2 protein-coding genes are annotated in these 528 nt (G+C 52.7%); both read left to right on the forward strand.

The features are described from left to right. Window positions 1–250: IS3 family transposase (locus HMPREF0576_RS09590; RefSeq protein WP_004011551.1), on the forward strand; the 250-nt coding region annotated here is incomplete at its 5' end. Between the two features lie 57 nt (window positions 251–307). Then, on the forward strand, window positions 308–528 hold a 221-nt coding region (locus HMPREF0576_RS09670), incomplete at its 3' end, for an IS3 family transposase (RefSeq protein WP_154645589.1).

A 528-nucleotide genomic window follows, 5' to 3' on the forward strand; every position in this document is an offset into this window, starting at 1 on the left:
TTCTGGGGTTTCGAGATGGGCGGTTATCAGCGATATCGGACTGAAACTCGGTGTCAGCCGGGAATCACTGCGCCGCTGGGTTGTTCAAGCCGAGATAGACCAGGGAGAAAGACCTGGGGTTAGTCGGGAGGAGTCTGCCGAGATAAGGCGGTTGCGTAGGGAAAACGCGGAGCTTAAACGTACTAACGAGATTTTGAAGCTCGCATCGGCTTTTTTCGCCAAAGAACTCGACCATCCCGGGATGAGATGATTGCGTTTGTTGATTGAGTGTCGTGATTGTTTCTCGGTCGGGTGTATTTGCCGGGTTATGAGAGAACGCACGGTTGGGGGCTTTATCACTTCGCGTGGTTACCGGGCGGCAAAGTCAAGAACTGTGTGTGCTAGGCGATTGAGAGATGCTGTGCTAGTAGAGGAAATCGTGAAGATTTTCGACCAGAATTACCGTGTTTATGGGATTCGTAAAATGTGGCACGCTATGCGCCGGGCGGGGTTTGCTATCGGACGGGAACAGACTGGCAGGTTGATGCG

The sequence above is a fragment of the Mobiluncus holmesii ATCC 35242 genome, from assembly GCF_000185445.1.
GTDB classification, from domain to species: domain Bacteria; phylum Actinomycetota; class Actinomycetes; order Actinomycetales; family Actinomycetaceae; genus Mobiluncus; species Mobiluncus curtisii.